Raw genomic sequence first — 25997 nt, 5'->3', positions numbered from 1 at the left:
AAAAACAGTCCAAATGCCAAAACGCCTAATATCATGTATATCATATTTTTATTTATCCTTTGTCATACCTTCCGAGTCTCATATAAATTATCAATTTAACCTTATCATTTTCATAGTTTTTTTGCAATAAAAAAACAAGAAACAGAGTAAATTTCTGGAATTATACTCTGTTTCTAATTTTATTTCTTATTTTTTCAGTTAACTTATTCCTGGAAATCTAATTCTTCGTCAAAACTGATTTCGTCATCAAAATCAAATTCATCACCAATTGTGAAATCTTCCACATCTGTGCTGATCTTAACGTCACGATAACGTTTCATACCAGTACCGGCCGGAATCAGTTTTCCAAGAAGTACGTTTTCTTTCAGACCTACCAATGGATCGACTTTTCCTTTGATTGCTGCATCTGTCAGAACCTTTGTTGTTTCCTGGAAAGATGCTGCAGATAAGAAAGAGTTTGTTGCCAGAGATGCTTTTGTAATACCAAGCATAATCTGTTCTGCCTGTGCAGGCTCTAATCCTTTTTCAACCATTTCCTTATTTGCTTTTTCCAGTTCCAGAACGTCTACCATTGCTCCTGGCAGATAATCTGTATCTCCACCATCTTCAATGCGGACTTTCTTCAGCATCTGACGTACGATAACCTCAACGTGCTTGTCATTGATATCTACACCCTGCAGACGATATACTCTCTGCACTTCACGGATCATATAATCCTGAACGGCACGAATACCTTTGATTTTCAGCAAGTCATGAGGGTTGATAGAACCTTCTGTTAATTCATCTCCAGCTTCCAGAATCTGTCCTTCCATTACTTTCAGTCTGGATCCGTATGGAATCAGATAAGTCTTAACATCTCCAGTTTCTCTGTTGGAGATGATAACTTCACGTTTTTTCTTTGTATCCTTGATCTGTACTTCTCCACCGAATTCAGCGATGATAGCCAGACCTTTTGGTTTACGTGCTTCAAACAGCTCTTCAATACGTGGAAGACCCTGTGTGATATCATCACCGGCTACACCACCGGCATGGAATGTTCTCATTGTAAGCTGTGTACCAGGCTCACCGATAGACTGGGCAGCAATAATTCCGACAGCTTCTCCAACCTGTACTGCCTGACCTGTTGCCATGTTGGAACCGTAACATTTTGCACAGGCTCCAATTGGTGATTTACAGGTAAGCATTGTACGAATCTTAACTTTTGTATGTCCGGCTTCCACAACAGCTTTAGCACGTTTTGGTGTAATCATATGGTTTGCTTTTACCAGAACATCTCCTGTTTCAGGATCTTTGATTTCTTCTGCTGCATATCTTCCTGTAATACGTTCTTCAAGACTTTCAATAACTTCCTGTCCATCCATGAATGCTTCCACATACATTCCAGGAATTTCATTTTTATCTTCACAGCAATCCTGTTCACGAATGATCAGATCCTGTGATACATCTACCAGACGACGAGTCAGGTAACCTGAATCGGCTGTACGAAGAGCTGTATCGGACAGACCTTTACGAGCACCATGAGCAGAAATGAAATATTCCAGTACATCCAGACCTTCACGGAAGTTAGACTTGATTGGAAGTTCAATGGTACGTCCTGATGTATCGGCCATCAATCCACGCATACCTGCCAGCTGTTTAATCTGCTGGTTAGAACCACGGGCACCAGAGTCAGCCATCATGAAGATATTATTCAATTTATCCAATCCTGTGATCAGTTTGTCTGTCAGAACTTCATCGGCATCAAACCATGTTTTAACAACTGCTTTGTAGCGTTCTTCTTCTGTCATTAATCCACGTTTGTACTGTTCTGTAATAAATTCTGCCTGATTCTGAGCATCTTCCAGAATCTGAGGTTTTTCAGGTGGCACTGTCATATCAGAAATGGATACTGTCAGGGCACCTCTTGTAGAGTATTTATATCCGATGGCTTTAATGTCATCCAGCACTTCTGCTGTCTTTGTTGCACCATGAATATTGATACATCTGTCCAGAATCTGTTTTAACTGTTTCTTTCCTACATGGAAATCGATTTCTAAAGCTAAAGCATTTTCCGGTTTACTTCTATCTACAAATCCTAAATCCTGTAAAATAATTTCATTAAACAGGATACGTCCCAGTGTACAATCAACAACCTGAGAAATAGGATTTCCATCTTTATCTACTCCTGTACGTCTTACTTTAATACGTGCATGAAGCGTAATAACTTTATTTTCATATGCAAGATATGCTTCATTTTCAGACTTAAAGTATTTTCCTTCACCTTTATCTCCTTCTTTTTCCAGAGTCAGGTAGTAGATACCAAGTACCATATCCTGTGAAGGAACGGCTACCGGACCACCATCTGAAGGTTTCAGAAGGTTATTTGGTGATAACAGAAGGAAACGACACTCTGCCTGTGCTTCCACAGATAATGGAAGATGGACAGCCATCTGGTCACCGTCAAAGTCGGCATTGTATGCAGTACATACCAGCGGATGAAGCTTAATTGCTTTACCTTCTACCAGAATTGGTTCAAATGCCTGAATACCAAGTCTATGAAGTGTAGGGGCACGGTTTAACATAACCGGATGTTCTTTGATAACATCTTCCAGTACATCCCATACTTCCGGCTGCAGTTTTTCAACCATTTTCTTAGCAGATTTAATATTGTGAGAAAGCTTTCTTTCTACCAGTTCTTTCATAACAAATGGCTTAAACAATTCAATTGCCATTTCTTTTGGAAGACCACACTGATAAATCTTCAGTTCCGGTCCAACGACGATTACAGAACGTCCGGAATAGTCTACACGTTTTCCAAGAAGGTTCTGACGGAAACGTCCCTGTTTACCTTTCAGCATGTCAGATAAGGATTTAAGAGCTCTGTTTCCCGGTCCTGTTACAGGACGTCCACGTCTTCCATTATCGATCAGAGCATCTACTGCTTCCTGCAGCATTCTCTTTTCGTTTCTTACGATAATATCTGGTGCTCCCAGTTCCAGAAGTCTTTTCAGACGATTATTTCTGTTAATAATTCTTCTGTACAGATCATTTAAGTCAGATGTTGCAAAACGTCCTCCATCCAGCTGTACCATAGGACGGATATCTGGCGGAATAACCGGCACAACATCAAGGATCATCCATTCCGGACGGTTGTCAGAGTTGCAGAATGCTTCTACAACTTCCAGTCTTTTGACGATTCTTGCTCTTTTCTGTCCAGTTGCTGTTTTAAACTCATCTTTCAGTGCTTTTGCTTCTGCTTCCAGATCAATAGCTTCTAACAGTTCTTTTACTGCTTCTGCACCCATACCTACACGGAATGCATCACCATATTTATCATAAGCTTCTCTATATTCTTTTTCTGTTAATACCTGTTTGTATGCAAGATCAGTATCTCCTGCATCCAATACGATATAGCAAGCAAAATATAAAACTTTTTCCAGAGTTCTAGGTGAAATGTCAAGCATTAATCCCATACGGCTAGGGATTCCTTTAAAATACCAGATATGGGACACTGGCGCTGCCAGTTCAATATGTCCCATTCTTTCACGACGTACATTTGCCTTTGTAACCTCTACGCCGCATCGGTCACAGACAACACCTTTGTAACGTACTTTTTTGTATTTTCCACAGTGACATTCCCAGTCTTTGGTTGGTCCAAAGATCTTCTCACAGAAAAGCCCGTCTTTTTCAGGCTTTAATGTACGATAGTTAATCGTCTCAGGCTTCTTTACTTCTCCTCTTGACCACTCACGGATCTTTTCTGGAGAAGCCAACCCGATTTTAATTGCATCAAATGAAATTTTGTTGCTTGAATATTCATTGCTTGATTCTATCATTAAGGCTGCTCCTTCCTAATTGCACATCCATCTATAAGATCGTATCATCTTCACCTTCTGAAAGTTCTCCCTGTTTGTATCCCAGGGCACCTAAAGTTGCTTCACTTTCTTCATAATTGTTAAAGACGCTGTCTCCTTCAATCATTGGTGCCAGATCCTGATCAACGTCTCCGCCATCAATATCTTCTCTGATTTCAACTTCAGAAGCATTTTCGTCTAATACTTTCACATCCAAAGCCAAGGACTGGAATTCTTTCAGCAGTACTTTGAAAGATTCCGGAATACCAGGTTCTGGAATATTGTCACCTTTAATAATTGCTTCGTATGTTTTAACTCGTCCAACCACATCATCAGATTTTACAGTCAGGATTTCCTGAAGTGTATAGGATGCACCATAAGCTTCCAGTGCCCAAACCTCCATTTCTCCAAAACGCTGTCCACCGAACTGTGCCTTACCACCCAGAGGCTGCTGAGTAACTAATGAGTAAGGACCTGTAGAACGGGCATGAATCTTATCATCAACCAGATGATGCAGTTTCAGGTAATGCATGAAACCGATAGTTACAGGACTGTCAAATTCTTCTCCTGTACGTCCGTCACGAAGTCTTACCTTTCCTGTTGTATCAATCGGAACACCTTCCCATTCTTTTCTGTGGTCTCTGTTTTCATATAAATACTGCATAACATCGTCATTAACTTTGTCACGCCATTTTGCTTCAAATTCTTCCCATGAAGTATTTGCATAATCATTTGCCATCATAAGAGTATCTGCAATATCATTTTCATCGGCCCCGTTAAATACTGGTGTTGCCACATTAAATCCTAATACCTTTGCAGCCAAAGATAAGTGGATTTCCAGCACCTGTCCGATGTTCATACGTGATGGCACACCCAGTGGATTCAGTACGATATCCAGTGGACGTCCGTTTGGCAGATAAGGCATATCCTCTACTGGTAAAATACGGGAAATTACACCCTTGTTACCATGACGACCAGCCATCTTATCTCCTACGGAAATCTTTCTCTTCTGTGCAATGTAAACACGAACACTCTTGTTTACTCCTGGTGGAAGCTCATCTCCGTTTTCTCTTGTGAAGATCTTTGTATCCATAACAACACCATATGCTCCATGAGGAACTCTTAAAGATGTGTCACGGACTTCTCTTGCCTTTTCACCAAAGATTGCACGAAGCAGTCTTTCTTCTGCTGTTAATTCTGTTTCTCCTTTTGGAGTTACTTTACCAACCAGAATATCTCCGGCACGCACTTCTGCACCAATACGAATAATACCATTATCATCCAGATCTTTCAGAACATCTTCACTTAAACCGGCAAGATCTCTTGTGATTTCTTCCTGTCCTAATTTAGTATCTCTAGCTTCTGCTTCGTATTCTTCAATATGAACAGATGTGTAAACATCTTCCTGTACAAGACGTTCACTTAACAGTACCGCATCTTCGTAGTTATAACCTTCCCATGTCATAAATCCGATCAGCGGATTCTTACCAAGAGCCATTTCTCCATTACATGTAGAAGCTCCGTCAGCTAAAATGTCACCTTTTTCTACTCTGTCTCCAACAAAAACAATCGGTCTCTGGTTCATACAGTTACCCTGGTTGCTTCGTGCAAACTTGATAACATTATACTCATCTCTTCCACCATCATCATTTTTTACAACGATTTTAGTACTTGTGGATCTTTCAACTACACCTGAATTCTTTGCAGTAATACATACTCCTGAATCATATGCAGCTTTTGACTCCATACCTGTTCCAACTACAGGTGCTTCTGTTGACAGAAGTGGAACTGCCTGACGCTGCATGTTGGATCCCATCAGCGCACGGTTGGCATCATCATTTTCCAGGAAAGGAATCATGGATGTAGCTACAGAGAATACCATCTTTGGAGAAACGTCCATTAAATCAAGATTTGCTTTATCAAACTCAGATGTTTCTTCACGGTAACGTCCGGATACATGAGTATGAACAAAATGCCCTTCTTCATCCAGAGGTTCGTTCGCCTGTGCTACAATAAAATTATCTTCTTCATCAGCTGTCAGATAAACAACTTCATTGGTAACAATCGGATTTTCAGGATCAGTTTTATCAAGCACACGATATGGAGCTTCAATAAATCCATATTCGTTGATTCTTGCATATGTTGCCAAAGAGTTGATCAGACCGATGTTAGGACCTTCAGGTGTTTCGATTGGACACATTCTTCCATAATGTGAGTAATGTACGTCTCGAACTTCGAATCCGGCACGGTCACGGGACAGACCTCCTGGTCCCAATGCTGATAAACGTCTCTTATGAGTTAATTCAGACAGCGGATTGTTATGATCCATGAACTGGGATAACTGAGAGCTTCCAAAGAACTCTTTTACTGCCGCTGTTACAGGTTTGATATTAATCAGAGACTGTGGTGAAATAGATTCAATATCCTGTGTTGTCATCCTTTCACGAACAACTCTTTCCAGACGGGACAATCCAATACGGTACTGGTTCTGAAGCAGTTCTCCTACAGAACGGATACGACGATTTCCCAGGTGGTCAATATCATCATCATTTCCAATTCCATATTCTAAATGAATATTATAGTTAATAGAAGCTAAAATATCTTCTTTTGTAATATGTTTAGGAATAAGTTCATGAATATTTTTCTTAAGAACCTGTTTCAGTTCCTCTCCTTCATATCCTTCTTCCAGAATCTTTTCCAGAGCAGGATAAAATACATGTTCATGAACACCGATTTCTTCCGGATTGAAATCTACATATTCTGCAAGATTAACAGCCATATTAGATAACACTTTTGTATTACCGTTTTCTGTCTGAATCATCACACTTGGCACTGCTGCATTCTGGATCTGATCAGCCAGTTCCATACTTACAACTGTTCCTGCTTCTGCGATAATTTCCCCTGTTGTTGTGTCCACAACATCTTCTGCCAGCATAAATCCGGCAATACGATTACGGAATGCCAGTTTTTTATTAAATTTGTAACGTCCTACTTTTGCCAGATCATATCTTCTTGGATCAAAGAACATACTATTGATCAGGCTCTGTGCACTATCGACAGATAATGGTTCACCCGGACGGATTTTCTTATATAATTCAAGAAGTCCATCTTCATAATTATCAGAAGGATCTTTCTCGATACTTGCAAGAATCTTTGGTTCTTCTCCAAATAATTCTTTGATTTCTGCATTCGTTCCGATACCTAATGCACGGATCAGCACTGTGATCGGTACTTTTCTTGTTCTGTCTACACGAACGTTGAACACATCATTGGAGTCTGTTTCATATTCCAGCCATGCACCACGGTTCGGGATAACAGTTGCTGAATATAACTTCTTACCGATCTTATCATGAGCAATTCCGTAATAAATTCCAGGAGAACGAACCAACTGGCTGACAATAACACGTTCCGCACCATTAATAATGAAAGTACCAGTTTCTGTCATCAGTGGAAGATCGCCCATAAAAATGTCATGCTGCTTAATTTCATCTGTTTCCTTATTAAGAAGTCTTACCTTCACTTTTAAAGGAGCTGCATATGTTGCATCTCTTTCTTTACATTCTTCTATAGAATATTTAATATCATCCCTGCATAACTGATAGTCAACAAATTCCAAGCTCAACTGATCACTATAATCTTCAATTGGAGAGATGTCTTCAAAGACTTCTGCTAATCCTTCATCTAAGAACCAATTATATGAATCCTTCTGAATTTCGATCAGATTCGGTACTTCAAGGACATCTTCCTGCCTGGCATAGCTGATTCGCATCCCGGTACCTGATTTTATTGGCTGTATTCTGTTCTTTTCCATGGACGTTTTTTCACCTCTTGATCTAAAGCTGGTTTATATACTACATATTGTGTAAAACCCTCATATTTGCCAGGTTTTAACACAATTTAAAAATGAATTTCCTAAACACCATGGGCATACAAACCCACAGTAAAGCATTTTCTTATATTATCATAGTGATTTTGCCATGTCAACAACTTTTTTTCATTTTTCCCTTGACTTTTTTCACATTTAGTGGTAAGAGTTTATTCTTTACCATATTTCCAAATTAAATATGTTATCAGGTTGTGTATGAATAACTGTCTCTTTTTGTCGCATATGGTCTAAATCCAAAAACAATTTAGTAAGTACAATCCATTGAAAAAAGAGACTATTTCTAGTATAATAAATTTAGAATTGTGATGGAAAAACATCCTTTGTTTGGGACTCACCATTGGTATTTGCATCTATTCATCCAATCAATGAACAACCATATTATTAAGGAGGAACTATTTATGGCAACATGGAACAATCTTGACACATTAGGGTCTTATGAAAAACTTACCGGTCTGAAAGGTCGAGTAAACATTATCGAAGCAATGTCCGGTGAAGAAGGTGCTGACCGCGTATCCCGTTATAATGCACCTATGGCAGCTGGTCTTAATTTCAACTATGCTGCAAAAGAAATTGATGACACTATTCTGGATGCACTTGCTGAACTGGCAGAAGAACAGCAGTTAATTGAAAAATTCCAGGAATTATATAATGGTGCAGTTATCAATACCGGAGAAAAACGTCTGGTTCTTCATCATTTAGCTCGTAGACAGTTAGGAAATCCTGTTATTGTTGATGGTGTAGACAAGCGTGATTTTTATGTTTCCCAGCAGGAAAAAGCAGCTGAATTTGCAAAGAAAGTTCATTCTGGTGAAATCACAAATGCTGCCGGTGAAACATTTACAACCGTTGTACAGATTGGTATCGGAGGAAGCGATTTAGGTCCTCGTGCTTTATACATTGCTCTTGAAAACTGGGCAAAAGCAAATGATACATTTAAAATGGAAGCAAAATTCATCAGTAACGTGGATCCGGATGATGCTGCTGCCGTTCTTAACTCTATTGATGTATCCCGTTCTCTGTTTATCGTTGTATCAAAATCAGGAACAACATTAGAGACCCTTACAAATGAAGCTTTTGTAAAAGAAGCCTTAAAGAAACAGGGACTGGATCCTAAAAATCACATGCTTGCCGCAACAAGCGAAACATCTCCTTTGGCACAGGGTGATGATTACCTTGAATCATTCTTCATGGATGACTTTATCGGAGGTCGTTATTCTTCATCTTCTGTTGTTGGTGGAGTTGTTCTTTCACTGGCATTTGGTCCAGATATTTATGCAAGAATCCTAAACGGAGCAGCAGATGAAGATGCACTTGCAAAGAACAAAGACGTTTTGAAAAACCCTGATATGTTAGATGCTTTAATTGGTGTTTATGAACGTAACGTTCAGGGATATCCTTCTACCGCTGTTTTACCTTATTCTCAGGCATTAAGCCGTTTCCCTGCACATTTACAGCAATGTGATATGGAATCAAATGGTAAAAGTGTAAACCGTTTTGGAGAACCTGTAGATTATGTAACCGGACCAGTTATCTTTGGAGAACCTGGTACAAACGGACAGCATTCTTTCTATCAGTTATTACATCAGGGAACAGACATCGTTCCATTACAGTTCGTTGGATTTAAAAAGAGCCAGTTAGGTACAGATGTTGTAATCGAAGACAGCACTAGCCAGCAGAAACTTTGCGCTAACGTAGCAGCCCAGATCATTGCATTTGCCTGTGGTAAAGATGACGAAAACCCTAATAAGAAATTTGCCGGTGGACGTCCTTCAAGCATCATTATCGGAGATCAGTTAACACCAGAATCACTTGGTGCATTATTAGCTCATTTTGAAAACAAGATTATGTTCCAGGGATTCCTGTGGAATCTGAACAGCTTTGATCAGGAAGGAGTTCAACTTGGTAAGATTCTTGCAAAACGTGTTCTTGCCCATGATACAGACGGAGCATTAAAAGCATTCAGTGACTTATTGGATATCTAAACCGATAACAAATAAAAAAGATGAAAAACAGGAGATGTTCCAAGTACACATCTGTGCGGAACATCTCCTGTTTCCTTTTTAACTTTTTTAGAAAACTTTTATGTCTATTTCTTTAGAATGACTGTACATTCACCGGATTTCCTTCTAACCATTTTTTCACATTATCAAAATTCATAACCGCCCGTTTCTCCAAAGCTTCCTTTGTAGCAAATGCCACATGAGGAGTTGCAATAAGATTTTTGGCATGGAATAATGGATGATCTTTCGGTACGGGTGGTTCTGTCTCAAAAACATCAACTGCTGCTCCGGCAATTTTCCCTTCATTTAGTGCATCAGCCAAAGCCTCACTATCCACCACAGGTCCTCTGGCAGTATTGATCAGTACCGCACTCTTTTTCATTAATGCAAGATTCTCCTTATGAATCAATCCTTTCGTACTTTCATTCAAAGGCACATGCAAGGATACGATATCACATGTGGAAAGCAACTCTTCTAATGAAAGATATGTAATACCATCTAAATCTTTCTTTGTTCTGGAATATGCATATACTTCACATCCAAAGGCTTTGGCAATATTGGCTACATTTGTTCCGATCGCCCCTGTTCCTACAACACCAAACTTCTTTCCTTCCAGTTCAAATCCCACCAGACCTTCTTTCGTTCCTTCTTCTCTTACTACCTGATTACATGGAATAATATTCCGGTACAACGAAATAAGCAGTCCGAACACCAAATCTGATACAGCAGCAGTAGAATATCCTGCACAATTGCAGACAGTAATATTACGTTCTTTACAGGCTTCCATTGCAATATGATCAATTCCGGTAAATGCCACTGCCAGTAATTTTAACTTCTCACATCCGCGGATTACTTCGCTATTTAATGGCAGGTTTGCCACCATAATAATATCTGCATCTTTTCCTCTTTCAATCAGACTTTTCGTATCTGTAGTTCTGGTTGGATAAGAAATAATTTCTACAGATTCCCCTAAAGCTTTTTTTGCAACATCCATCAAAAAAGCTTCTTCTACACCCAATGGTTCAATAATAACTAGTTTCATAATCTTCATACTGTACCTCTTTCCCCTTTGTTAGCCTTTTTCTTTGCTGTACCATATTTCCTATTATAGTATAATTCATTAGGTAAAAAAAGCTGCCACACTCAATTATATGAAAATCATACTGCAATGCAGCTGATCCATCTTCGGTGTGACAGCACTTCTTTATGATTCTTTTCTTTGTTATATCTTTAACCTATCCTGATATTTCTACATTTCTCTCACTCGTTTTGCTATTTCTTCAATACAGTCTGCTGTTTGCGGAAGAACCCCCAATCTGTCAAAGAATCCGTGATCCAGTCCTTCATAGAAAATAACCTCTGTATCTACGCCGGCTTCATCCAGTTTTTTGGCATATATTTCATTGCAGATTCTGTAATAATCAAATTCTGCTTCAATCATAACAGTTTTTGGCATTCGACTTAAATCTTCTGCATAAAATGGAGAAACATTCTTATCCTTTATGGATGTACCATCCAAAACATATAAAGCATCTATAGATGTTGTTAATTCCTTAAATCGAAATAAACGATTCATAATATAATCTTTTTGTTCCTGATCATCTACCATATCATAGAGTAAATAATCCCAATGATAATCGGTTTCTTCTGCTGCAGCCAGATCAAATGCACCATATACATATAATGCCAGTTTTATCCTTTCTTTTTTGTCCCTTAAACAACAGTTTGCTGCAAGGGTTCCCCCGGCACTTTCCCCTGAAATAGCTATTTTATCTTTATTAATTCCCAGATATCCATCATTTTCCACTATCCATTCCAGAGTTCCCATGACATCCTCAATTGCACCCGGATATGGTGTTTCCGGTGCCAGACGATATTCAGGAGAAATGATCACTGCCCCAGATTGTTCTGCCAGATATTTGCATTGATTTCCTTTTGTTGCAACATCTCCGCCTACAAACCCTCCACCATGGAGAAACAAGACCGCATTGGCTTTTTCCTTTATATCTTTTCTTTTATAAACAGATACCTGTATCATATGATTGCCAACTGGAATAATTTTAGCTATTTCTTCTACCTCAGCTGTAGTAATATCTTCGCCTTCACGTTTCATATCTCTTCGAATAGCTGCTAAATCTATATTATCAACTTCTGAAGTAGTTTTCTGATAAAATAAACTCACATTAGGAGCACCTTTTGCTTTTTCTCTTTCCAATACTTTTTTTTCAAAAGCATGCGGTCTTGTTTCTTCTAATTTTTTCTTTATAATTTGCTTCATGTCTTCACCTTTCTGTGTAAACAAAAATCCCAAAGAAATAAATATTTCTCTGGGATTTTATCAATTGTTTTGTTATCAGATTTCTGCTTCAACTAAATACTCAGCTACTTCTTCATCAGTGATCAATACATTAATCCAACCACCCTTTAGTGCACAAAGAATTGCTTCTTTTTTCTTCATACCATATGCCACACCAACACGAATTGGAATCTTCTTATATCTCTCAAGTTCCAGACAGATCAATCGATCAACAATGGGATCATCCAGAAGATCACCATTTTCATCCAAAACATATGCGATAATCTCCCCGACTCCACCTTTACGGCTCAACCGCTGGAATTCTTTCGGCGGCATAAGTTCTGCATTCATAACTGCTGAATTTGATTCCACCGTACCAATTCCAATGAATGCTACATCTGCCGCTGCCGCTATATCAAAGATATCCTTAATACTTTTCTCTTCCATTAAAACCCTTTTGGTTTCTGCAGAACTAACATACTGGGGAGCCAGTATCTGATATCCATTTCCATTTAGCAATGCCGCAACTTCTTCTGTTAAGTAATTGGAATAAGCTAGCCTGTAGGCTCGCGACGCTGTCGCCAAGACATTTGTGGATGCCTCCAAAGGAACAACTTCTATTCCCTGCAGTCTCAAAAACCTTCGTCGCACATCTTTTTCCAAAGATTCTACCATTTTCTGTAAAGTCACTCCTCGGGACATGGCAAGTATCATATTATTTTTAATAATTCGAAGCAGATAGTCTGATGCATAAAATGCTACCGTATCACCGATATCCTCATCTTTACGTTTCGATGCTATGATTGCCTCTTTTAAATGGAACTTGTTCTCCAATACCTCTTCCGTAGGAATCATTGATCCATCCAAATGATTAATCTTAATCTCCACATAACCTTCTTTTTTCGCCTTTGTTAAGGCTCTGGATACCGTTGGTCTTGAAACATTTAATGCTTTTCCGATTTCCTGCTGGGACATACCTCTTTTATAATGCATGTCCACAACTTTTGTAATAAATCTTTCTTCTCTCAATCTTTCCTTGTTCCCTACCTTTCGCATTTTCCGTTTATTCTACTTTATAGTATAATATTGGGCAGGGTATTTCGTCAATTTAAATAATCAATCCTAAGCATCCCAATACTAAGGAAACAATTGTTAATCCAATGGTTGCTTTGAAATAATTTCTACTCTTAGATAAATATTTCCATACAAGCAATACAACTACTAATGGAAGGATTCCTGGAAGAATAGAGTCAAAAATAGACTGTAATGTTGTTGTATATGTACTGGTTACAAATTTAATTGGTGTTGTAACAGTAACATATGTAGCTGCTAATCCACCCATCATAAATAATCCGAGAATACTGGCACCTGTAATAATCATATTAACTAATCCGGATTTTAACATATTTTCTGCAAATGAATATCCATATGCATAACTTCTTTCCGTTAAGAAATATCCAATGGCATAACATACAACTGTTAAACATACAACCGGACCAATTCCACCAATTGGATTTCCTTTCTGAGCTAATGGAAGGAATAAACCAATGAACAAGTACATTAATGTAGACCATGAGATCGTATCGCCAATGCCAGCTAAAGGTCCCATTAAACCAGTTTTCAGGTTCAGGATGACTTCACCAGGGATTTCATCATATGCCTGAGATTTCTTTTCTTCCATAGCAAGAGAAAGTCCTAAGCAAGGTCCTCCACCCCAATGAGCTTCTGTATTAAAGAATGTCATATGACGTTTTAATGCTTCAATATAACGTCCTTTATTCTTTTCTCCAGGATAGAATTTTTTCAAGGCTGATGCCATAGCTGTACAGAACATAGGTGCCTGCATACGTTCAAAACTATGTCCAACTTCTGCAATGACCCACCAGATGGTCCATGATTTAAGAACTTCACCTTTAGAAAGTAATCTGTGGTGTTCTCCAACTTCTTCTACCTCATCTTCGTCTTCATCATCTTCGTCTTCATCATCCACATTTGCTGTATATTCTTTTGAAGTAAATGTCAGATATAAGAATGTAATAAATGCTCCTGCCAAAAGTAAAGGAATTGTTCCGATTTTTGTATACTGGATCAGGAAAAATCCAGCAAAGAAAAATGGTACATATTTTGGTTTGGAAATTAAGTTTGCGATAATTGCAAATCCAACTGCCGGCAGACAAGCTCCCATTGCAGATAATCCATTTGTTAAGAATTTAGGAATATCATCTAATACCCCTTGCATCATTCCTGCCCCAAAGTAAAGTGCAATTGCCACAGGAATTCCAAAAGCTAATGTCCTGATAATACCAACATACACAACTGACCAACGTGTCATTGCACCTGCATTTCCCTGTTCTACAAATTTGTCACCTTTCTGAGCGAAAAATCCAGCCATTAAATAAAGCAGGTTGGAAATTTGTACTCCTAAAAGTCCAATTGGCACTGCCAATGCAACTGCTGCATTGGTATCCAATCCAGAAACCAGCGCAACCGGAATTGCAATATAAGATGCCAAACATGGATCTGATGGCTGATTTCCACCAGCGGAAATGACTCCAAGATAAATCAGCTGTAAAGATGCTCCAATGATCATTGCCTGCGTCATGTTACCCATAACAGCTCCGATAACTACTGCATTAAAGATTACCGTGTTATATACAAATGCACCCCAGGTATATGGAATACATGTTTTTGCAATACCACAGCACAGGCCAAGGATAATGGCCTTTGTAAGTGTAATCGTCATAGTTTTTTTCTCCTTCTCTTCCTCTTTCTTAGTTCACATCTGGAAATACTTTTTTGATAATTTCCAATGATTCCTTTTTGTCAGTTGGTTGCATCTGAAAATAGATGTTTACTCCACTCTTTTCCAAATCCAGCACTGTCTGTGCTTCGCTTTCATCTAGACCAAGCTGTTTATAAATCTGCTTTCTTTCATTGATGATAGCCATCTGTCCTAAAGAAATTTCTTCGAAATTTAATCCTTTATCCTGACATTCTTTAATGTATTTTACATTTCGAAACAGAACAAAAACATTAAGATTTCCAAACTTATTCTTATTCCAGACTTCAACCGCTTTATCAACAGACAGGATACTAACTTTCATATCTGGCGGTGCAGCAAATTTTAATACATTTTTCTGCATTTTATCTTTTGCTACATCTGTGTCAATCACCACGATTTTCTGTGCTTTGAACACTTTTACCCACTGTGTTACTACCTGTCCATGGATCAAACGATCATCCACCCTAACTGCCAAATTTTTTGCCATAAATCTTCCTCCTTTCACTTTGCTTGTATGATAATTTATTCATCATCTTCTTCATCGTCATCGCTTAAGAATCCTTCTACATCAACTCGTAAGATTCCTGCTTGACCGTTAGCAACTGCATCTAAACTAAAATCTTTACCTGCTAAAGATTCCCTTGCCATAATAGCATTTACCAACATTGGAAGATTCATACCTGCAACAATTTCCAATGGTTTTTCTGTTTCCTGAATATAACGCATGACCTGATTACACGGGGTTCCTCCAAACAGATCCACCATAATAACCGTTCCTTCCGGAAATTCATTGATCGTTTCCACGAAAGACTCTCTATAATGATCAATGTCATCTCCCGGATCTAAAGAATATGCTGCAATATTTTCTGCATCTCCAAATAACATTCCTGCTGTCTCAACCAAAGAAACCGCGAATGGTCCGTGACTTAATAAAATAATCCCCGGTACATCCGGATTGATTGTTTCTGATTTGTAAGTTCTCAAGCTTCTTTCCTCCTATTTATCCAAAATAACAGTAACTCTATATTTCCCCGGTTCACTAGCCGCTGCAAACGCTTCTTGAATATCATCCAAAGGATAACTTTCTCCTTCCAAAACTTTTGATACATCAACAACTCCGGTACTAAGTGCCTTAGCTGCTTCAGAAAAGTCTTCATGATTTGCCCCAAAAGTACCAATTAGTTCAATTCTTCTATAGTGAATCGTATTAGAGTCTACCTTTAATTCCGGCGCAGGATAACCTGCTGCAAATAACAATAACCGCCCATCCATTTGTTTTAGCATTTCAAGTCCCTGATTATTGGCTATCGTATTACCGACTGCAACAATGACAGCATCGGCACCATTTCCATCCGTTAATTCTTTTACCTTTACAACCGGATCATCAACATTACAATCAATTACTTCAAATCCCATGCTTTTTGCCGTATTAATTTTCTTTTCCATGATTTCGGAAACAATGACTCTGGCACCATAAGCTTTTGCTGCCTGTGCATTGATCAGTCCCATGGTTCCGGCTCCAATGACTACAACCGTCTCAAAAGGCTGTACTCTTAATTTTTTCATTCCGTGCAATACTGTAGCCAGCGGTTCTAAGAATCCTGCTTCTGCCGGATTTAAGTCTGAACTTACTTTATAAAGACTTCTTGTATTCTTTACACAATAATCAGAAAATCCGAAAAATCCATAGCAATAACCATCTTCAGTTGTAACTGCTTTTTCCTCACACTCATCCACATTTCCGCTTCTGCATGCCATGCAATTACCACATCCGTTATATCCGGTTGCTACCAAATCTCCTACTTGATAATCCTTAACTTTGGATCCAACCTGAACAACAACTCCTGCTGCTTCATGGCCTCCGGCCATAGGATATCCTTGATGTTCTCTTAATCCCAGCCACTGGCCATAATCTGTTGTACATATATTACAAGCCTTCATTTTCAACAATACTTGATGCTCTCCTACTTCCGGAAGAGGTCTTTCTCTGACTTCTGCCACTCCTTTTTTTACCAAGCATCCAAACCTCATTTTCTCTGGCATAACAACACCTCCTTTTGCATTCGTTATATAATGTGCAAATTTGTTCATTAACTTTATTATAACACCTTTTGTATCAATGTCAATACATTTTTGAATATTTTTTCACATATGCGCAAGATTGTAAAATTTGCCAAAAATGCGGCCTCAAAATTTTGAAAGCCGCATTTCATTTCTCGTATAAATTTATGTGTTTATTATTTTATTTTTCCTTCTGCACCAAATAATTTTATATAATGTTTTAATTTCTCCTTATAACCTTCAGCAACTGCATTTGACATATCAAACATATGGGCACTTGGATTTCCAAACTCTCCAAGATTACCGCTCTTCTTCATACTGTCATAATCGATAGCAAGATATTTTTTCAATTCTTCTAATCCAGCATTACTCAAATCTGTACAAAGATTAACTTTCTGAATTCCTGTTTCTACTGCTTTCTTTAAATTGTCATCTCCGGTTCCTGAACCACCATGTAATACTAAAGGTACATCTACCAGATCAGATAACTCTTTTAACAATTCAAATTCAAGTTTTGGTGTTCCCGTATAAGTTCCATGGGAAGTTCCTACGGAAACCGCTAAACAGTCCACTCCTGTTCTTTTTACAAATTCTACCGCTTCTTCTTTACGAGTTAACCCTGCATCTCTGGTTGCCTCATATTCAAACCCCTGTCCTACATGCCCTAATTCTGCTTCCACAGATACTCCAACAGCATGTGCAATTTTTACAATCTCAGAAACTTCTCTTACATTTTCTTCAAAAGAAAGTGTAGAACGGTCTACCATAACTGAACTGTACCCCAAACGAATGGCTGCAACGATTTCTTCAAAATCTCCACCATGATCCAGATTCAATGCAGCAACTACATTTGGAAATTTCTTTTCATAGAATTTTACCGCATCTGCAGATTCTTCTAATTTATGAACTCCTGCCACATCAAAAATAACCGGAGCTTTTAATTCTTCCGCAGCTTCAAATACCACTCTTGCTGTATTTAAACTCCATACATTTGGTGCTGCAACCCCATATCCTCTTTCCTTGGCATCTTTTAAAAGTTTTCCCATATGAATTAGCATATTATTTTCCTCCTTCTATTCTTTCTAATTCTTTTATTTTATAACTCCATAATGTTTTAACAAGATTTGCTCTGCTTCCGGATTCCACAGACCCTTATTTCGTTCACAGGCATCTGCTAAATCTTTCATCAACGGATCTTCTTCTCCTAATTTTGCAAAATCATCAATGGCTGTTAACGGCATATCAAATTGCTGATAAATTAATTTTTTGCCGCCTGGTATCTTTGGAAGATTAATTACCGCATCTGAATATGCATTGATTCCTCCTACATGAGTTACCATAACTGCCGGATTGATTTCTTTATTTTTGATCAATTCTAATGCTTCTATAAAATCATCTCTTGTTCCACCAGAAGAACCAACAATCTTTGTATTTTTGTAATGGCTGTCATATAAATTAATTTCTGCTTTAAATTGATTGTCTGCAGGTCCTGCAAACAAATTCATGCAGCCATCCATTGCCAAAATTGCATTTCCTGTTTCTGCTACACTCTTAATTGGTGTAAATACAAAAACATCATCATATCCTTTTCCTTCTGTAATTTCCATTAGTTCCGCAATCTCATCATCCAACTTTGCAGTATTGATATAATGAAGTTCAATCCCTTTTTCCTCTGCTAGTTCTACGGATAAAATTTCACTTGCTCTCTTTAAACGTTCATCTGAGATTTCTGTCACTACCAATCGTTTTGGATGATTTTCCAATGACATAGCATAACTGATAGCTCCCAATCCCATTGGTCCGCATCCTCCAAGAATGATCATATTTCCATCTTTTTTTGTTCCTGAGATCACTTCATGTGAATTCGGTTTCAAGTGAATATTGGAATGGAATCCTCCCGCAATACAAAAAATCGGTTCTGTTGTGGATAATTCATAAAAACATTCAGAATCTATCGGCATCAGACTTTTCGCTTCTATTGCAGCTGCAGGAATAATGCAGTAGGTTGCAGCTCCTCCAAAAAATTCATAAGAATAACCAGGTGCATACAATTGTCCGGGAATTCCCGGATACATTGCAAACGTCTGTCCAACCTCATATTGATCTTTCCATTTTTCTCCAACTTCAACAATTTTTCCGGAAAATTCATGTCCTACAATGACCGGATGTTCTTCAATATCTTCCGGTACACGGATATGCTTGCTTCCCTGATTTGCTTCTTTGTATGTAGACATACACACACTATCTGTCATGATACGGACTAAAATTTCATCTTCTTTTAATTCAGGAAGTTCAAATTCTTCCAGCCGTAAATCATTAACTCCGTGCATTCTGACTGCTTTTGCTTTCATATGTTTCCCTTCTTCCTTCGTAACATTTATTAAAAATCAATATTATCGCTATCCTGGCACCATCCTTCACAGGTGGTAATGGCATCCATTTCTTTCATATCTTCATCACTAATCGTAAAATCTAACTCAATATTTTTTTGAATTCTTTCTTTTGTTACGCTTTTTACAATAGCTACTGTATCATGCTGGAGTGCATATTTGACACAGATCTGAGCAATAGATACTTGATACTTTTCTGCCATATCTGCAATTTCTTTACACTCAAATACTTTTCCGTTTGCCAGAGGACTGTATGCCTGAACAATGATATCATGTTCTTTGCAGTAATCTCTAATTTCATTTTGAAGATAACTTGGATGGAATTCAATCTGATTCACCATCGGTGCAATCTCACATACTTCCAATATTTCATCCATATGATGAGGTTTAAAATTGCTGACACCAATTGCTTTTACCTTTCCATCTTTATATAACTTTTCAAGAGCACGCCATGTATCTCGCAATGTTTCCACATATGTATCTTGTGTTCCTGCCGGTACCGGCCAATGAATCAGGTAAAGATCCAAATAGTCTAAACCAAGATCCTCCATTGTTTGATCAAATGCTTTCAAAGTCTGCTCATATCCATGAGCATCATTCCAAACTTTACTTGTAATAAATAATTCTTCTCTTGGAATATTACTCTCCTTGATTCCCTGTCCTACCCATGTTTCATTGCCATAAACTGCTGCACCATCAATATAACGGTACCCACATTCAATTGCAGTTTTTACTGCCTCCTTTGTCACTTCATCATTTGGAGATTTCCAAGTTCCAAATCCAATGACCGGCATTTTCACTCCATTTTGTAATGTAACGGTTTCCATTCACGTCTCCTCCATTCATTTATCATTTCGTTTCTGATTATTTGATTCGTCTAAATTTTGTTTTAGTATAACACTTGATCGATAATTTTTGAATGAATGGCGATTTTATTGATTTTTGATCAAAAACATGTTATCATTTCTCATATTTTAGAAAATATCTTGATCAAATTAGCAAAAGCATTTCTGAGAGGAGAAATTATGATTCCAGAAACCCGAAGAGAAGAAATTCTAGCTTTATTAGAAAAAAATACCTATATGAGTGTTTCTGATCTTGCTAAATCTATTTTTGTTAGTGAACCAACCATTCGAAGAGATTTGGCATATTTAGAAAAAGAAGGCTCTTTAAAACGGACCCGTGGTGGTGCTTCATACATTCATCCAACATTGGCAAGATGGCCTTTTGTCTTTCGGAACAAAACAAATATTGCAGAGAAACTTCACATCGGAAAAATCGCTGCATCATTTATCAATTATGGAGATCGTATTTTTCTAGATTCCAGTTCTACCTGTCTCTGTCTGGCAAAGTCATTTCCTGAGGATATCGAATTAGATGTACTGACTTTTGGCATTCCTGCCGCACAAGCTTTAGGCACAAATCCAAAAATCTTTTTAGAACTTCCCGGCGGGAAATTTCATCCCCAAAGAGAATGTGTTTACGGAAAAGAAGCCTGCGATTATTTCAGCCAGCATCACGCAACGATCTGCTTCCTGAGTGGATATGGATTATCCGCAGATGGAGGTTTGACAGAAACTTCCAGAGAAGAATTTGTTTTAAAAAAAGTCCTCCACGAAAATGCCGATCAAACCATTGTTTTAATGGATCATACAAAGTTCGGACATACTTATTATCGTAAAGTTCTTTCTTTTGAAGAAATTGATGTTTTGATCACAGATCGTCCCCTTCCGGAGGATATTGATGAAATGTGTTATAAATACGATGTGCAGGTACTTTATGAATAAAAAAATGCCGTACCAACTTACGTTAGTACGGCATTTTAAATCTTCTAAATCAATCGGAAGTTTTTTCTCTTAATTATTTAAGAGTAACTTTTGCACCCTGTTCTTCTAATTTAGTCTTGATGTCTTCAGCTTCTGCTTTAGATACAGCTTCTTTAACTACTTTAGGAGCTCCGTCAACTAATTCTTTAGCTTCTTTTAATCCTAAACCAGTGATTTCACGAACAGCTTTGATGACTTTAACTTTAGCTCCACCAACTTCTGTTAATTCTACATCAAATTCGTCTTTTTCTTCAGCTGCTTCTCCAGCTCCAGCTGCTCCAGCTACTACAACACCTGCTGCTGCAGATACACCGAATTCTTCTTCACAAGCTTTTACTAATTCATTTAATTCTAATACTGATAAACCTTTGATAACTTCAATAATTTCCTGAGTTGTCATTATAATTTCCTCCTAATATTATTTAATTCTTTGCTGATAATTATTCAGCTGCTTCTTCTGCAACTTCACCGTCTTTTTCAGCGATCTGCTTAATAACACGAGCAAAGTTTGTAATTGGTGACTGGATGCTTCCAAGGAATTTTGCAAGTAATTCGTCTCTTGATGGAATGCTTGCGATAACCTGGATACCATCTTTGTCATAGAATGTTCCTTCTACTACTCCAGACTTTAATTCTAAAGCTTCAACACTCTTTGCATATTTAGCAAGGATTCTTGCAGGAGCTGTTGCATCTGTCTTAGATATAGCGATAGCAGTAGGTCCTGTTAAATCTCCAGATAATGAATCAAATTCAGTATCTTTTACAGCAAAACGAATCATAGTATTTTTATATACTTTGTATTCTACGTCTGCTTCTCTTAATTCCTTACGCATAGCTGTGTCTTCTTCTACAGTAATTCCACGGTAGGATACTAATACTGCGGACTGAGCATCTGTAAGTAATTCTTTGATTTCGTCTACAATTGGTTGTTTTAATTCAACTTTTGCCATTTTATTGGTGCACCTCCTTGATTTATTTTCGTGTACCGCTCGAATATAAGAAAACCCTCTGTCTGCAAAAACAAAGGGCATAATTAGCTTCATACTAATATTCTCCTCGGTAGGTTGTTCTACGTTACGCCATATGGCACCTACTGTCTTCGGCAGTAATACTTTAATAAGATATCATATTTGTTCTTTTTTGTCAACTACTTTTAATATTTTTTCAATTCTTTTTTCCCACAGTAAATCGATACACAGGTTCCGATAAACCATCCTACCGGCCAAGCCCACCAGATTCCTATATATCCAAATGGTATTGAAAACAGAAAAGATAAAACTACTCTGGCAATTAAGTCCGCAAATGTAGATGCCATAAATCCTTTCATCGCTTCCATTCCACGTAACGCTCCGTCATAAATAAATTTTATACAGATTATCATATAAAATGGTGTTACAATATGCAGAAATCCTACACCTACTTTAATACCATTTAACGATTCCTGTGTCTTTCCATCCATAAACAGTTCCATCAACGGATTTGCCATAAAATAGCAGACAAGGAAAAATATTACCGACATAGAGAAAATCATTTTTAAACCGATTTTAATTCCATCACGCATTCTCTCTGTTTTTCCAGCACCCAGATTCTGGGCAATGAAACTGGATATGGCATTGGATACCGTACTTAATGCTGCAAGAATAAATATCTGTATTTTAAATGCTGCAGAATATCCTGCAACTACGATAGCTCCAAAACTGTTGATCCTTCCCTGTACAAACAGCTGTCCGATAGACACAAATGACTGCTGCATAATACTTGGAACCGCAATCGTCATAACCTTTCTTAATAAAAGAGTATTAAATTTCTTATATGCAGGAGTTTTGATTTTCTTAACTTTTATAAACACTGTTATAACAGCTAATACCGAAGCAATTCCCTGAGCTATAAATGTTGCCCAGGCAACTCCTGATACTCCCATATGAAAACAGGTTACAAACACTACATCAAGAATAATGTTCAGTACAGATGAAAATATAAGGAAAACCAAAGGGGTCATGGAGTCTCCCAAAGCTGTAAAAATTGAAGTTGCCGCATTATACAGCATCAGAAAAATAATCCCCCAGATATATATTTTCAGATATAATGCCGCATCTGAAAATATATCTGTCGGCGTTGACAGAAGTTTCAGCATTCCATTACATCCAATGCTGCCCAAAACAGTTAATATCACACTCATAATGACCACTGTTATGACAGAAGTAGAAATGGTACTTTTGACCCTTTTATATTTCCTGGCTCCAAAAAAGTTTGATATAACAACATTTATTCCCATACCGGTTCCAACAGCAACAGCAATAAATATTGCTGTTATAGGCTGAGAAGCGCCTACGGCTCCTAAGGCATTGACACCTATGTACTTTCCGGCAACAATACTGTCTACAACACTATATACCTGTTGAAAAATCATGCTGAAAAGCATTGGAAGGGTAAACCTTAGAATGACCTGAAACGGATTTCCTGTAGTTAGATCCTTCATTTTTTCCTCTCATTCTTTTTTCGTTTTTAATTTAAAATATCTCTGGATACAGAATAAAGCGGACAAGTCCGCTTTTTATATCTAACATTTCTTAGTATTTTTATGTAACAATAAACCCCTCTATAAAACTTATAGAGGGGAAAATCGTTAAGATTTAAGCAAATTTTGTTGAATCTACTTTCACTCCAGGTCCCATTGTTGAAGAAATTGTTACATTTCTGAAATACTGACCTTTTGCTGCTGCAGGTTTTGCTTTGATAATTGCATCGATTAACGTTTGGAAGTTGTCCGCTAACTGTTCTTCACCAAATGAAGCTTTTCCAACTGGTACGTGGATAATATTAGCTTTATCTAATCTATATTCGATTTTACCTGCTTTGATTTCTTTAATGGCTTTTGCAACATCCATTGTTACAGTTCCAGCTTTAGGGTTTGGCATTAAACCTTTTGGTCCAAGGTCACGACCTAAACGACCAACGACACCCATCATGTCTGGAGTAGCTACAACAACATCGAAGTCATACCAGTTTTCTTTCTGGATTTTTGGTACTAATTCTTCAGCACCAACGAATTCTGCTCCTGCTGCTTTTGCTTCTTCAGCTTTTGCATCTTTAGCAAATACAAGAACTTTTACTTCTTTACCTGTTCCGTGTGGCAGTACAACTGCACCACGAATCTGCTGGTCAGCCTGACGTCCATCTACTCCAAGGCGGATGTGAGCTTCGATTGTTTCATCGAATTTCGCATTCGCTAATTTTTTAACTAAAGAAATTGCTTCCTGTGGATCATAAGCTGTTGATTTATCCACTAATTTCTTAAGTTCTACGTATCTCTTTCCTTTTTTCATTCTAAAATACCTCCTGTGGTAATATCGGGAGCAAGCCCTCCCACTTTTTTTACTATTATTTAAGGTAGTTACACCTGACTGGCATTCAATGCCTATTCTTCTACAGTGATTCCCATACTTCTTGCTGTTCCGGCAATCATGCTCATAGCAGCTTCAATAGATCCTGCATTCAGGTCTTTCATTTTTGTTTCAGCGATCTTCTGAATATCTTCTTTAGAAATAGTAGCTACTTTCTTTCTGTTTGGTTCACCTGATCCAGACTGAATATTACAAGCTTTCTTTAATAATACTGCTGCTGGTGGAGTCTTTGTTATGAAGCTAAAGCTTCTGTCCTGATATACTGTAATAACTACAGGAATAACCACATCTCCCTGATCAGCTGTTCTTGCGTTAAATTCTTTTGTGAACTGTACAATGTTTACACCATGCTGTCCAAGTGCTGGTCCAACTGGTGGTGCTGGTGTTGCCTTTCCTGCTGGGATTTGAAGTTTAATATAACCTTCTACTTTCTTTGCCATAATCGTTAACCTCCTGATTATTGTGGTAATTACGGGATAGCCCTCCCACTTTGTCTCAAACAAAAAATATCATTACTTTTTGCTTTTCGTTACACTTTCTTAATATCTAAGAAATCAATTTCCACAGAAGTAGCTCTTCCGAACATCTCTACTTCAATGGTAACTGTTTGCTTGTGTTCATTGATTGCAGTGACTGCACTTGTTGTTCCTTCCCAAGCACCGGAAGTTACAACAATCATATCACCAATTTCTACATCAATTTCAACTTTTTCACGTTTTGGTGCTTCTTCCTGTGCTCCTCCACTGACCTGGATTCCTAATGGTTTCATTTCAGCAGGAGTAAGCGGCACCGGTTTTGATCCAGGACCGACAAATCCTGTAACACCTCTGGTATTTCTTACTACATACCATGTGTCATCATTCATTACCATATGAATTAATACATATCCCGGAAACATTTTCTTAGAAACTTGTTTTTTCACACCATTTTTCAGCTCTACCACATCTTCCAGCGGTACACGAACCTCTAAAATCTCATCTTGAAGCTTTCGATTCTCAATGGTTTTTTCAAGGTTTGCCTTAACTTTGTTCTCATATCCTGAGTAAGTGTGAACAACATACCAATTTGCTTCTGCCATATATTCTCCTTACCTCTATCCTACCAATGCCTGAATTCCATATTGGAGTCCCATGTCAAGAACTGCAACAATGATTCCGATAATAATAGCACAGATAACTACAATTGCTGTTTCTCTTACGATTTTTTCCTTTGTTGGCCAAATGATTCTTGCAAATTCTGCTTTTAATTCTTTAAACCATTCTGACTTTTTCGCTTTGTTAGTTTTTTCCATACTCCACTTCCTTAAGCTATTACCGGGAAACTATTTAGTTTCTTTGTGTAATGTGTGTTTCTTACAGAATTTACAGTATTTTTTTGTTTCCATGCGTTCTGGATGAGTTTTCTTATCCTTAGTCATGTCATAGTTACGCTGTTTACATTCTGTACATTCTAATGTGATTTTTGTGCGCACAACTTCCACCTCCATTATTATTGTTAATTAAAATAAGGCATAAAAAAA

Annotated in this window: 22 protein-coding genes and 1 other annotated feature; of the genes, 2 read left to right on the top strand and 20 right to left on the bottom strand. The window is 37.8% G+C overall.

Going from position 1 to position 25997, the window contains the following annotated elements; genetic code table 11:
- Positions 1 to 203: 203 nt before the first annotated feature.
- Complete coding sequence (gene rpoC / locus BHF70_RS09050; RefSeq protein ID WP_075759914.1) at positions 204 to 3815, bottom strand: DNA-directed RNA polymerase subunit beta'; 3612 nt, start codon at positions 3813 to 3815, stop codon at positions 204 to 206.
- Between the two features lie 31 nt (positions 3816 to 3846).
- Positions 3847 to 7644 (bottom strand): DNA-directed RNA polymerase subunit beta, encoded by a 3798-nt coding sequence (gene rpoB / locus BHF70_RS09045; RefSeq protein ID WP_075759913.1) that lies wholly within the window; start codon positions 7642 to 7644, stop codon positions 3847 to 3849.
- A gap of 473 nt (positions 7645 to 8117) precedes the next feature.
- Here rpoB and BHF70_RS09040 point away from each other — a divergent pair, with 473 nt between their 5' ends.
- A complete protein-coding gene (locus BHF70_RS09040) occupies positions 8118 to 9701 on the top strand; it encodes a glucose-6-phosphate isomerase (protein ID WP_075759912.1) in 1584 nt (527 codons plus the stop codon).
- A gap of 112 nt (positions 9702 to 9813) precedes the next feature.
- On the opposite strand, the gene BHF70_RS09035 is transcribed toward BHF70_RS09040, so the two are convergent.
- The 10 genes from BHF70_RS09035 to BHF70_RS08990 all read right to left on the bottom strand — a co-directional run bounded on the left by BHF70_RS09035 (position 9814) and on the right by BHF70_RS08990 (position 20075).
- The gene (locus BHF70_RS09035) at positions 9814 to 10761 is read right to left on the bottom strand and encodes a 2-hydroxyacid dehydrogenase (RefSeq protein WP_075760577.1); all 948 of its coding nucleotides are present in this window, start codon (positions 10759 to 10761) and stop codon (positions 9814 to 9816) included.
- A 207-nt stretch (positions 10762 to 10968) separates the two neighbouring features.
- Entirely contained in the window at positions 10969 to 11997 is a 1029-nt protein-coding gene (locus BHF70_RS09030; protein WP_075759911.1) for an alpha/beta hydrolase, read from the bottom strand.
- Between the two features lie 75 nt (positions 11998 to 12072).
- Positions 12073 to 13071, bottom strand: a complete 999-nt coding sequence (locus BHF70_RS09025; protein ID WP_192846104.1) for a sugar-binding transcriptional regulator — start codon at positions 13069 to 13071, stop codon at positions 12073 to 12075.
- A gap of 52 nt (positions 13072 to 13123) precedes the next feature.
- Entirely contained in the window at positions 13124 to 14758 is a 1635-nt protein-coding gene (locus BHF70_RS09020) for a PTS system mannose/fructose/sorbose family transporter subunit IID (RefSeq protein ID WP_075759910.1), read from the bottom strand.
- 28 nt (positions 14759 to 14786) lie between these two features.
- Positions 14787 to 15284 (bottom strand): PTS sugar transporter subunit IIB, encoded by a 498-nt coding sequence (locus BHF70_RS09015; RefSeq protein ID WP_075759909.1) that lies wholly within the window; start codon positions 15282 to 15284, stop codon positions 14787 to 14789.
- A 35-nt stretch (positions 15285 to 15319) separates the two neighbouring features.
- Positions 15320 to 15781: a PTS sugar transporter subunit IIA gene (locus BHF70_RS09010; RefSeq protein WP_075759908.1), complete on the bottom strand. Its 462-nt coding sequence runs from the start codon at positions 15779 to 15781 to the stop codon at positions 15320 to 15322.
- Positions 15782 to 15793: 12 nt separating this feature from the next.
- Positions 15794 to 16840 (bottom strand): zinc-dependent alcohol dehydrogenase, encoded by a 1047-nt coding sequence (locus BHF70_RS09005; RefSeq protein WP_075759907.1) that lies wholly within the window; start codon positions 16838 to 16840, stop codon positions 15794 to 15796.
- A gap of 194 nt (positions 16841 to 17034) precedes the next feature.
- A complete protein-coding gene (locus BHF70_RS09000) occupies positions 17035 to 17916 on the bottom strand; it encodes a class II fructose-bisphosphate aldolase (protein WP_075759906.1) in 882 nt (293 codons plus the stop codon).
- 33 nt (positions 17917 to 17949) lie between these two features.
- Positions 17950 to 19209, bottom strand: a complete 1260-nt coding sequence (locus tag BHF70_RS08995) for a zinc-binding dehydrogenase (protein ID WP_075759905.1) — start codon at positions 19207 to 19209, stop codon at positions 17950 to 17952.
- A 29-nt stretch (positions 19210 to 19238) separates the two neighbouring features.
- The gene (locus BHF70_RS08990; protein ID WP_075759904.1) at positions 19239 to 20075 is read right to left on the bottom strand and encodes an aldo/keto reductase; all 837 of its coding nucleotides are present in this window, start codon (positions 20073 to 20075) and stop codon (positions 19239 to 19241) included.
- 198 nt (positions 20076 to 20273) lie between these two features.
- Between BHF70_RS08990 and BHF70_RS08985 the strand changes: the two genes are divergently transcribed.
- Entirely contained in the window at positions 20274 to 21035 is a 762-nt protein-coding gene (locus BHF70_RS08985; protein WP_075760575.1) for a DeoR/GlpR family DNA-binding transcription regulator, read from the top strand.
- Between the two features lie 73 nt (positions 21036 to 21108).
- Here the strand turns inward: BHF70_RS08985 and rplL are convergent, their stop codons facing one another.
- The 8 genes from rplL to rpmG form a co-directional block, all read right to left on the bottom strand.
- A complete protein-coding gene (gene rplL, locus BHF70_RS08980) occupies positions 21109 to 21474 on the bottom strand; it encodes a 50S ribosomal protein L7/L12 (protein WP_075759903.1) in 366 nt (121 codons plus the stop codon).
- Positions 21475 to 21514: 40 nt separating this feature from the next.
- Entirely contained in the window at positions 21515 to 22024 is a 510-nt protein-coding gene (gene rplJ, locus BHF70_RS08975) for a 50S ribosomal protein L10 (protein ID WP_075759902.1), read from the bottom strand.
- A gap of 39 nt (positions 22025 to 22063) precedes the next feature.
- Positions 22064 to 22195 (bottom strand) — a sequence feature (ribosomal protein L10 leader region).
- Positions 22196 to 22227: 32 nt separating this feature from the next.
- Complete coding sequence (locus tag BHF70_RS08970; RefSeq protein WP_075759901.1) at positions 22228 to 23553, bottom strand: MATE family efflux transporter; 1326 nt, start codon at positions 23551 to 23553, stop codon at positions 22228 to 22230.
- 154 nt (positions 23554 to 23707) lie between these two features.
- Positions 23708 to 24400, bottom strand: a complete 693-nt coding sequence (rplA, locus tag BHF70_RS08965) for a 50S ribosomal protein L1 (RefSeq protein ID WP_075759900.1) — start codon at positions 24398 to 24400, stop codon at positions 23708 to 23710.
- Between the two features lie 92 nt (positions 24401 to 24492).
- Entirely contained in the window at positions 24493 to 24918 is a 426-nt protein-coding gene (gene rplK, locus BHF70_RS08960) for a 50S ribosomal protein L11 (protein ID WP_075759899.1), read from the bottom strand.
- A gap of 89 nt (positions 24919 to 25007) precedes the next feature.
- Positions 25008 to 25556 carry a transcription termination/antitermination protein NusG gene (gene nusG, locus BHF70_RS08955; protein WP_075759898.1) on the bottom strand — a complete coding sequence of 183 codons (549 nt, stop codon included), beginning with the start codon at positions 25554 to 25556 and terminating at the stop codon, positions 25008 to 25010.
- A gap of 15 nt (positions 25557 to 25571) precedes the next feature.
- Complete coding sequence (gene secE, locus BHF70_RS08950; protein ID WP_075759897.1) at positions 25572 to 25769, bottom strand: preprotein translocase subunit SecE; 198 nt, start codon at positions 25767 to 25769, stop codon at positions 25572 to 25574.
- A gap of 30 nt (positions 25770 to 25799) precedes the next feature.
- The gene (rpmG, locus tag BHF70_RS08945) at positions 25800 to 25964 is read right to left on the bottom strand and encodes a 50S ribosomal protein L33 (protein WP_230973717.1); all 165 of its coding nucleotides are present in this window, start codon (positions 25962 to 25964) and stop codon (positions 25800 to 25802) included.
- Positions 25965 to 25997: the final 33 nt, after the last annotated feature.

Origin of the sequence: Anaerostipes sp. 494a (genome assembly GCF_001940315.1) — a bacterium.
Lineage (GTDB): Bacteria > Bacillota > Clostridia > Lachnospirales > Lachnospiraceae > Anaerostipes > Anaerostipes faecalis.
This window is presented reverse-complemented; position numbering and strand designations above follow the sequence as displayed.

Coding starts and splice junctions, on each gene's coding strand:
- BHF70_RS09005 (WP_075759907.1), bottom strand. CDS start 16,840: ATGCCAGAGAAAATGAGGTTTGGATGCTTGGTAAAAAAAGGAGTGGCA.
- rplL (WP_075759903.1), bottom strand. CDS start 21,474: ATGACAACTCAGGAAATTATTGAAGTTATCAAAGGTTTATCAGTATTA.
- BHF70_RS09035 (WP_075760577.1), bottom strand. CDS start 10,761: ATGAAACTAGTTATTATTGAACCATTGGGTGTAGAAGAAGCTTTTTTG.
- rpoB (WP_075759913.1), bottom strand. CDS start 7,644: ATGGAAAAGAACAGAATACAGCCAATAAAATCAGGTACCGGGATGCGA.
- rplA (WP_075759900.1), bottom strand. CDS start 24,400: ATGAAAAAAGGAAAGAGATACGTAGAACTTAAGAAATTAGTGGATAAA.
- BHF70_RS09020 (WP_075759910.1), bottom strand. CDS start 14,758: ATGACGATTACACTTACAAAGGCCATTATCCTTGGCCTGTGCTGTGGT.
- BHF70_RS09000 (WP_075759906.1), bottom strand. CDS start 17,916: ATGCTAATTCATATGGGAAAACTTTTAAAAGATGCCAAGGAAAGAGGA.
- rpoC (WP_075759914.1), bottom strand. CDS start 3,815: ATGATAGAATCAAGCAATGAATATTCAAGCAACAAAATTTCATTTGAT.
- nusG (WP_075759898.1), bottom strand. CDS start 25,556: ATGGCAGAAGCAAATTGGTATGTTGTTCACACTTACTCAGGATATGAG.
- BHF70_RS09030 (WP_075759911.1), bottom strand. CDS start 11,997: ATGAAGCAAATTATAAAGAAAAAATTAGAAGAAACAAGACCGCATGCT.
- BHF70_RS08990 (WP_075759904.1), bottom strand. CDS start 20,075: ATGGAAACCGTTACATTACAAAATGGAGTGAAAATGCCGGTCATTGGA.
- BHF70_RS09015 (WP_075759909.1), bottom strand. CDS start 15,284: ATGGCAAAAAATTTGGCAGTTAGGGTGGATGATCGTTTGATCCATGGA.
- rplJ (WP_075759902.1), bottom strand. CDS start 22,024: ATGGCAAAAGTTGAATTAAAACAACCAATTGTAGACGAAATCAAAGAA.
- BHF70_RS08985 (WP_075760575.1), top strand. CDS start 20,274: ATGATTCCAGAAACCCGAAGAGAAGAAATTCTAGCTTTATTAGAAAAA.
- BHF70_RS09040 (WP_075759912.1), top strand. CDS start 8,118: ATGGCAACATGGAACAATCTTGACACATTAGGGTCTTATGAAAAACTT.
- BHF70_RS08995 (WP_075759905.1), bottom strand. CDS start 19,209: ATGAAAGCAAAAGCAGTCAGAATGCACGGAGTTAATGATTTACGGCTG.
- secE (WP_075759897.1), bottom strand. CDS start 25,769: ATGGAAAAAACTAACAAAGCGAAAAAGTCAGAATGGTTTAAAGAATTA.
- BHF70_RS09025 (WP_192846104.1), bottom strand. CDS start 13,071: ATGCGAAAGGTAGGGAACAAGGAAAGATTGAGAGAAGAAAGATTTATT.
- BHF70_RS08970 (WP_075759901.1), bottom strand. CDS start 23,553: ATGAAGGATCTAACTACAGGAAATCCGTTTCAGGTCATTCTAAGGTTT.
- rplK (WP_075759899.1), bottom strand. CDS start 24,918: ATGGCAAAGAAAGTAGAAGGTTATATTAAACTTCAAATCCCAGCAGGA.
- rpmG (WP_230973717.1), bottom strand. CDS start 25,964: ATGGAGGTGGAAGTTGTGCGCACAAAAATCACATTAGAATGTACAGAA.